The sequence below is a fragment of the Acidisphaera sp. S103 genome (genome assembly GCF_009765975.1).
Classification (GTDB): domain Bacteria; phylum Pseudomonadota; class Alphaproteobacteria; order Acetobacterales; family Acetobacteraceae; genus Rhodopila.
The window spans coordinates 1-6,912 of record NZ_LMUJ01000063.1 but is presented as its reverse complement, the minus strand read 5'-3'; the positions used below and the strand labels follow the sequence as shown (position 1 = coordinate 6,912).

Here is a 6,912-nt window from a genome sequence, read left to right as displayed (position 1 = left end):
TTGTTGTTCCGGTTCAATACTTTCGGGTGCTGGTGGATTGAGGTCGCCGGCGAAGCGTGGATGGCCGGGACTTTGCCCGGCCATGACGGATGGGGTGGGGGTGGGTCGCCGCGATCGGCTGGGGCAGCCCACTTTCGCCCCCCCTGCGATCGGTTGGGGCGGCCCGTTTTCGCCGCGCGCGATCGGCTAGGGTGGCCCGCTTCAGCCCCCGCTATCGGTTGGGGTGGTCCGCTTTCGCCCCCCGCGATCGGTTGGGGCGGCCCGCTTTCGTCGCCCGTGATCGAGGCGGGCTACTTCTGGGGGTATTGGAACGTGAAGGTCTCGCTGAAGGGGGACCACCAGGCGGGGACGCCGGTTTCCTTGTCGACGTGGCGGAAGAAGCCGTTCGATTCCGGGGAGGTGAAGTGGTAGGTGACCTTGTAGGTCCCGGGGCCGTCCATCTTCAGGTTGTCGGCGTAGTGGGTTCCGTCCTTGGCGATCATCGGCTTCAGTGTGCCGCTGGATTTCCATGCCGTTCCGGTCTTCTCGATCGCGTAACCGATGGTCAGGTAGGCGATCCACTCGCCATCGGAATAGCCGTAGGCGTTGTCGGCGGTGGCGTGGACGTCGGCCTCCAGATGGATCACATCCGGGCCGCCCATGACCATGCCCGGCGCCATCGGTGCCATTTCGACGCCGACCAGATAGTTGGCGACGATCTCCATATCGTGGGCGTGGACCGGGCCGCCGACGAAATACTCGCGGGCGTTGGCGGCGGCGGGCAGCAGAAGGGCGGCGGCGAACACGGCGGCCAGGGGTTTCATGCGATCAACCTTTCAAGCAATGCCACGGTCGGGAGTGACAGCGCGTGGCTTATCCGAACCGCCGCGGATCAGGCGGGCGCCGACGACCAGCGCAGTGAGGACGACGGCCCAGGCGGCGAGTTGCACGCCCATCGGCCGGTCGGAATAGCCAATCATCGCGTGCAGGGCGCGGCCGAGCAGACCGTCCTCGGGGAGGAGCCAGGATGTGTCCCAAAGCTGGTAGCCCCAGGCGGGGATCAGGTCGATGCCGGCCAGGATGGCGGCGGCCTGGCCGGCCATACCGGCGGCCAGCAGCGCGATCAGCCAGCCGGTGACGGCGAACAGGCGATGCACGGGGATGGCGAGCAGGCCGCGATACAGCAGGAACGAAACCAATGCGCCCAGGGCCACGCCGCCGGCGCCGCCCAGCATCAGCGCGGGCCAGCCGTCGTGGCCGGCGGCGGCTATTCCGTACAGGAACAAAACGACCTCGGCGCCTTCTCGCAGCACCGCGACGGCGACCACGATGGCGAGGGCGAAGAGGGATCGGCGGCCTTGGGCGACATCTCGGCCCATGGTTTTCATCTCGGCGGCCATCTGCTTGCCGTGCGAGGCCATCCAGAGTTGGTGCCAGCTCAGCATCACCACGGCGGCGACAAGGATGGAGGCGTTGAAGACCTCCTGCCCCGACCCGGCGAAGGCCGATTCCAGCGCACCGGCGAACAAAGCCAGGCATCCGGCACCGGCGACGCCTGCGGCGATGCCGCCCGCCAGCCAGATGGTCCGGCCGATGATCCCCTGGGTGGCTGCCATGACGACGCCGACGATCAGGCCGGCTTCCAGGACTTCTCGGAATACGATGATCAGGCTTGCGAGCATTGCGTCTATTTCCCGGCCGGTGTTGCGACGGCGGTCAGTGTGCCCTTGGCCTGATCCGGGTTGTAGTCGTCGAAGAAGGCGTATTTGCCGGGCTTCAGCGGGCCGGCCATCACGGTGATCTTGCCGCCGGGGACGACGATTTTTTCGATGCGCAGGTCGCTGCTCTCGAATTCGGAGGGGGTGGGGTCTTGATTGACGACCTGGATGCGGAAACGCTCGTTTGCCGGGGCAGTGACGTCGGTCGGGGTGAAGTGGTGATCCTTCAGCGTCAGGCTGATCGGGTCCGCGGCCATGGCGGTTCCGCCCAGGCTGACGACACCGGCGAGAACGGCCACCAGATGCAGAGGCACCGCATGGGGCATGATGGTGTGTCCTGTTTTCAGCACCCTGACTTGTTAATGCGGAGCGTTCGCAATAACAAGGCCCCCGCAGGTGGCCTGGACAGGCGCCGATTTTGGATCAAAAACCGTAGAATCATGGCCGATATCAGCCTCTTCGACGCTATTCGCATCCCGTTCCCGGTTCTCGCGGCGGTCGATTGGCGACCTTACCATTTCGCAATCCAGCGGTTCCATTTCGTGGTCCGAATTGCCCATATCATGTCGATGGCGGCGTTCTTCGGCGGGATCGGGATGCTGGATTTCCGGTTGATGGGCTGGCGCGGGACGGTTCCGCTGCGGGCTTTCGCGGAACATGTGCTGCCCTGGGTGTGGGCGACGTTTACGGTTACCGTCATCACCGGACTGGCGCTGTTCCTGTATGATCCGGTGGCGGTGGGGGCGCACGCGTATTGGACGCCGAAGCTGATCTCCATCGGACTGGGGCTGGTGAATGCCGCCATGTTCCATCGCGGTGGATACGTGGTGGCGTTGGCTGCCGAACGGCGAATGCCGGTGTCCGCGCGTGTCGCGGGGGCGTTGTCGCTGCTGTGTTGGTCCGCGGCGCTGGTGTTCGCGTGTATGGATACCGAGGGCGTGCCGAAGGTGTTTCTGCGATAGGCGGGTCAGTGGTGATCGATTCCAGACGGTAGGTGCGTCGTAGAGGTCGCGTTCCTTGGTGACGGTCGCGCATGCGGCGGATATCCCGCCAACGTTTTCGCAACGGCTCGACCGCGGTGCGATCACCGACACGAAAAATGGCCTGATGGATCCGTTCGAGACTTCGCCTGACGGCGTCGTGCCGAAGATGGCCACCCTGCAGCCCATTTTGATCCGGACCTTTGACAGGGCGTTCGATTGAAGAGATCAGGGGCCGTCAGACCCGAGAGGCATGCCTTTTCGTATCCATCCAAGCATTCAATAAGCGTCACAGTCTATGTTTTTATCCCTCCCGGCCGCATCTATCAAAAATGCGGCTTATTACTGGATATTTCCAACTCTCTTCTGGCTCCAGCTTACACTTGCGTTATGTTTGCTTGCATGGCAAGTTGTCAAAAGCGTGATCCCACGATCAGGGAGGAAGCGGTGGCGTGGCGATGCTGTTACTCATTCTTATTGCGCAACAGAAAATTGGGGATATTGTCGATTTTTCTTGCTCCCGCGCTTTATGCAGCATCTGCGATCAACGGACGTTTTCGGCTGCATCGCAATAAGTCGCCGGAGATTGATGATCCATCGCGGCTTATCGGCTTCTGGCCTCTGCGATTTTGCCTAATGTCAGTGTCCTTACCGCCGGACATAAGCGTCCTCAGGAAATTTCCCGGTAATAACACGACGTTTTCCCGCACGTGATCGCTACTCGTACTACGGCGATTGCCGCTGATGTATCAACCAGATTGTGCGGTATTGCGACGGGCACCCGGCTTTTGACGCCTGGAGGTTACCGGGCGGTTGAGACACTGTCTGTCGAAGATCATGTCTGGGTCTTGCTCCGCGGCGAGCCGAGATTTGTATCTATTGCCTGGATTGGTCGGCGGGAGGTCATCCTGTCGCGGCGTCAACGTGCTGAGCTGCCGGTCCACATCAGGAAGAACGCGGTGGCCGATCAAGTGCCTGATCGTGATGTCTATCTGGCTCCGGAGCATGCCATTTATCTCAACGGCAAGCTGTTTCGAATCGGCGATCTGGTGAATGAGGGAAGCATCCGGCGTTTGAGAGATCGTAGGTCGATCACCTATTGGGGCATATTGCTGGACACACACAATATCATTCTTGCGGACAAACTGCCGGTCGAAAGCCTGCTACCTATCAATGCCGAACCATTTGCCGTGGTCTCTGAGAGAGCGCCACCGAGCTCGGTGCCCCCAGACGGAGCGGTTTCGAAAGATCTCGACATCGATGCCGAGGTGCGGGCGCTTCTGAATCGATTGTCGGCCCTGTTGGCCGAACATTCGGTGCGTGTCGAGTTCGGCATCCAGCCGCAACTCAAGACGCGCTTTCCACTGGAGCCTTTCCGGACAATTCTGCTTCGCCTGCTGGAGTACGCAATCGCTTCCTCGCCAGGTCGACGACTATTATTGGTAGGATCCGAACGGCCCAACGGCCCGGAGATCACCGTCAGCTTCCCGCAGGAGACGTCTTATGCCGAGGTGCATAGCGCAAACGTGCGGAGCATTCAGGAGGTCGCCGCGCTGCACGGTGCGCGTGTGGACGTCGAGCCCGTGCCGGACTTTGGGATTATGCTGTCCCTCCGAATGATTGAATAACGTCGTTGGCTTGCGTCGCATTCGACGGCGACATGGCGATTGGCGGGGGTCACGGGTGACGAGGTGACGACGGGGCCAATCCCGTGTCCTCATCCGTTCGGACGTGTCCTGGTGGGCCAGGCCAGCAAGGCGGCGCTGGCCAGGGCGCAGATAGCGGCGATGGCGTAGCTGCCCTGGTAGCCGCCGAAGCTGGCGATCGAGGCGCCGAAGATCGGGGGGACGGCCATGCCGCCGGCGAAGAAGATGGCGGTGCCCAGACCGGTGGCCTCGGTGCGGCGGGTGCCGCCCAGGGTGGCGTATTCGGCGTAGCCGACGCCGGTGTAGCCGCCGGCGGTGCAGCCGGCCAACAGAGCGTTGGCCATGATCGCCCACAGCGGCCAGCCGGGGCCGTAGAGGCCGGTCAGAACCGAACAGATGGCCATGCCGACGCCGTGGATCGCCAGGGTTTGTGCCGGGGTCAGCAGGCGGTCGGCGACCCAGCCCCAGATCGGACGGCTGATCGAACCGGCGATCTGATAGGCGGCGAGCACCTGGCCGGCCTCTATCAGGTCCAGGTGGACGATGGTGGTCAGTTGCACGGTCATGAAGGCGATCAGGCACAGGGACAGGCCGGCGTAGACGAAGGCGGCGACGGACAGGCGGCGGAACCTCGGTTCGCGCAGCAGGGCGAAGGGTTGCCACAGGGTGCGGCCGAAGACGCGGCGGGTGGGGTCTCGGTCGCTGTCCCAGCGTTTGCGGGGGATTTCCATCAGCAGCATCAGCAGCACGACCGGGACGAGTTCGGTGAGCAGCGAGCCGCGCCAGCCGATCGCCAGGACCAAGGGCGGCAGGATCAGGGCGGCCATGACGCCGCCGAAGGGGACTCCGATCTGGCGGAACGACATCACCAGGTTGAAGACGGGCTGCGGGGTTTGCGGCACCAGAAGATGGGTGCTGGCGGGGGCGGCGGCGCCGTAGCCGATGCCCAGGGCGATGACGGACAACGCGAGGCCGGTGACGCCGGACCCGAGCGCGGCCAGCAGCAGCATGCCGGCGGCGGCCAGCAGTACCGCTTGGGTGGTTCGCACGCCGCCGTATTTGCGGACCACGCCGGGGGAGACCAGGGCGGACAGGATGCCGACGCCGTACGCGGTGGCGACGAGGCTGCCGATCAGAGTGCCGGGGACATGCAGGTCTTTCGCGATCTCCGGCGCGACCGTGGGCAAGGAATACAACGCCATGGTGGCCAGGGTCTGCACGGCCAGGGTGGCGAGCAGCGGCCAGACCGGCATAGAGCGCAGCAGGCTGGCGGTTGAGGGACTGCTCAAGGCAGGCGCGCGGGTTTGGGCGAGGCCATGCGGTCTGGTTTCCTCCGGTCGTTGGGGCGGAGAGTCTGGCATCGGCTTGCGGGTGCGTCGATGGCGGTTGGCGTGTTTCCGGTCTATGCAGGGTTGCAACAGGGGAGGACCAAGATATGCGTCGGCGTGACCTCGGGATTGGGTTGTTGGCATTGCCCGCGTTGGCGCGCGGGGTTCGGGCCGAGGCGGCCGGGGTGCGGATCGTCCGGCAGTATGGGTTGCCGTACCTGCCGCTGATGGTGATGGAACATGAGAAGCTGGTGGAGAAGCACGCGGCGAAGCAGGGTCTGCCGGGGTTGACCGTGTCGTGGCCGACGCTGGGTGGGCCGGGGGCGATGATCGACGGGTTGCTGTCGGGGCAGGTGGATTTCGGGGTGACCGGGGCGCCGGGGCTGCTGACGCTATGGGACAAGACCGTGGGCACGCCGCGGGAGGTGCGGGCGCTGAGTGCCGTGCAGTTGCAGCCGTTCATGCTGGTGACCAACAACGCGGCGGTGAAGACGATCGCCGATTTCGGCGACAAGGATCGGATTGCGGTGCCGACGGCGAAGATCTCGGCGCAGGCTTTGTGCCTGGAGATGGCGGCGGCGAAGCTGTGGGGGGATGCGGCGTATGAGAAGCTCGATCCGCTGACGGTGACGTTGCCGCATCCGGAGGCGGCCGCGGGGGTGATGTCGGGCAAGTCGCCGGTGAACAGTCATTACGCGGTGTCTCCGTTCTATTACTATGAGCTGGCGACGCCGGGGGTGCACCTGGTGCTGAAGTCGTATGAGACGCTGGGCGGGGCGCATGTGAACGGGGTGCTGGTGGCGTCGCCGTCGTTCGTGAAGGACAATCCTGGTGTTACCGCGGCGGTGCTGGCGGCGCAGCAGGAGGCGAATGCGTTCATCGCGGCGCATCCGGGGGACGCGGCTGCGATCTATATCGCGCTGTCGGGGGATAAGCATGATGCGGGGGAGATGACGAAGATGATCGTCGATCCGGATAATGTGTGGACCACGGTGCCGCAGAAAACGATGGCGTTCGCGGGGTTCATGCACAAGGTGGGACGGCTGAAGCATATGCCGGGGTCGTGGAAGGATCTGTTCCTGGCGGGTGTGGAAAGTGGGGAGGGGAGTTGAAGGTGGTGCGCACGGCCAGGCGGCGCTGTCTTCGACCGGTTGGTCGTTACTGATCCGATAGGGGTCGGGAAGTTTCCTCCCCGCCCTCCGAACCGTGCGTGCGGTTTTCCCGCACACGGCTCTCCAGTCGCTGGTTTCCTCATCGGGGG

The 6,912-nt window shown here is 64.0% G+C and carries 8 protein-coding genes; 4 read left to right on the top strand and 4 right to left on the bottom strand.

Translation table 11 applies throughout. The features are described from left to right. Positions 1-290: 290 nt before the first annotated feature. Genes GSQ89_RS20795 through GSQ89_RS20785 form a run of 3 tightly spaced genes read right to left on the bottom strand, consistent with a single transcriptional unit; the run spans position 291 to position 2,023 of the window. On the bottom strand, positions 291-803 hold the full coding sequence (locus tag GSQ89_RS20795) for an iron transporter (protein ID WP_158928778.1): 513 nt from the start codon (positions 801-803) through the stop codon (positions 291-293). A 12-nt stretch (positions 804-815) separates the two neighbouring features. Next, positions 816-1,661 carry an FTR1 family protein gene (locus GSQ89_RS20790; protein WP_158928776.1) on the bottom strand — a complete coding sequence of 282 codons (846 nt, stop codon included), beginning with the start codon at positions 1,659-1,661 and terminating at the stop codon, positions 816-818. A gap of 5 nt (positions 1,662-1,666) precedes the next feature. Beyond that, complete coding sequence (locus tag GSQ89_RS20785) at positions 1,667-2,023, bottom strand: cupredoxin domain-containing protein (RefSeq protein WP_158928774.1); 357 nt, start codon at positions 2,021-2,023, stop codon at positions 1,667-1,669. A gap of 114 nt (positions 2,024-2,137) precedes the next feature. Here GSQ89_RS20785 and GSQ89_RS20780 point away from each other — a divergent pair, with 114 nt between their 5' ends. The 3 genes from GSQ89_RS20780 (at position 2,138) to GSQ89_RS20770 (ending at position 4,305) form a co-directional block, all read left to right on the top strand. Then, the gene (locus tag GSQ89_RS20780; protein ID WP_158928772.1) at positions 2,138-2,659 is read left to right on the top strand and encodes a hypothetical protein; all 522 of its coding nucleotides are present in this window, start codon (positions 2,138-2,140) and stop codon (positions 2,657-2,659) included. Positions 2,660-2,714: 55 nt separating this feature from the next. Then, positions 2,715-2,900: a hypothetical protein gene (locus GSQ89_RS20775; protein ID WP_158928770.1), complete on the top strand. Its 186-nt coding sequence runs from the start codon at positions 2,715-2,717 to the stop codon at positions 2,898-2,900. Between the two features lie 487 nt (positions 2,901-3,387). Continuing rightward, positions 3,388-4,305 carry a Hint domain-containing protein gene (locus tag GSQ89_RS20770; protein WP_158928768.1) on the top strand — a complete coding sequence of 306 codons (918 nt, stop codon included), beginning with the start codon at positions 3,388-3,390 and terminating at the stop codon, positions 4,303-4,305. A gap of 89 nt (positions 4,306-4,394) precedes the next feature. Here GSQ89_RS20770 and GSQ89_RS20765 read toward each other — a convergent pair whose 3' ends face one another. Next, the gene (locus tag GSQ89_RS20765; protein WP_158928766.1) at positions 4,395-5,612 is read right to left on the bottom strand and encodes an MFS transporter; all 1,218 of its coding nucleotides are present in this window, start codon (positions 5,610-5,612) and stop codon (positions 4,395-4,397) included. A 146-nt stretch (positions 5,613-5,758) separates the two neighbouring features. Between GSQ89_RS20765 and GSQ89_RS20760 the strand changes: the two genes are divergently transcribed. After that, positions 5,759-6,763 carry an ABC transporter substrate-binding protein gene (locus tag GSQ89_RS20760; RefSeq protein ID WP_158928764.1) on the top strand — a complete coding sequence of 335 codons (1,005 nt, stop codon included), beginning with the start codon at positions 5,759-5,761 and terminating at the stop codon, positions 6,761-6,763. Positions 6,764-6,912: the final 149 nt, after the last annotated feature.

What these genes read in the sequence shown, in the direction of transcription:
- GSQ89_RS20795 (WP_158928778.1), bottom strand. Translation starts at nt 803, where the DNA reads ATGAAACCCCTGGCCGCCGTGTTCGCCGCCGCCCTTCTGCTGCCCGCC.
- GSQ89_RS20790 (WP_158928776.1), bottom strand. Translation starts at nt 1,661, where the DNA reads ATGCTCGCAAGCCTGATCATCGTATTCCGAGAAGTCCTGGAAGCCGGC.
- GSQ89_RS20785 (WP_158928774.1), bottom strand. Translation starts at nt 2,023, where the DNA reads ATGCCCCATGCGGTGCCTCTGCATCTGGTGGCCGTTCTCGCCGGTGTC.
- GSQ89_RS20780 (WP_158928772.1), top strand. Translation starts at nt 2,138, where the DNA reads ATGGCCGATATCAGCCTCTTCGACGCTATTCGCATCCCGTTCCCGGTT.
- GSQ89_RS20760 (WP_158928764.1), top strand. Translation starts at nt 5,759, where the DNA reads ATGCGTCGGCGTGACCTCGGGATTGGGTTGTTGGCATTGCCCGCGTTG.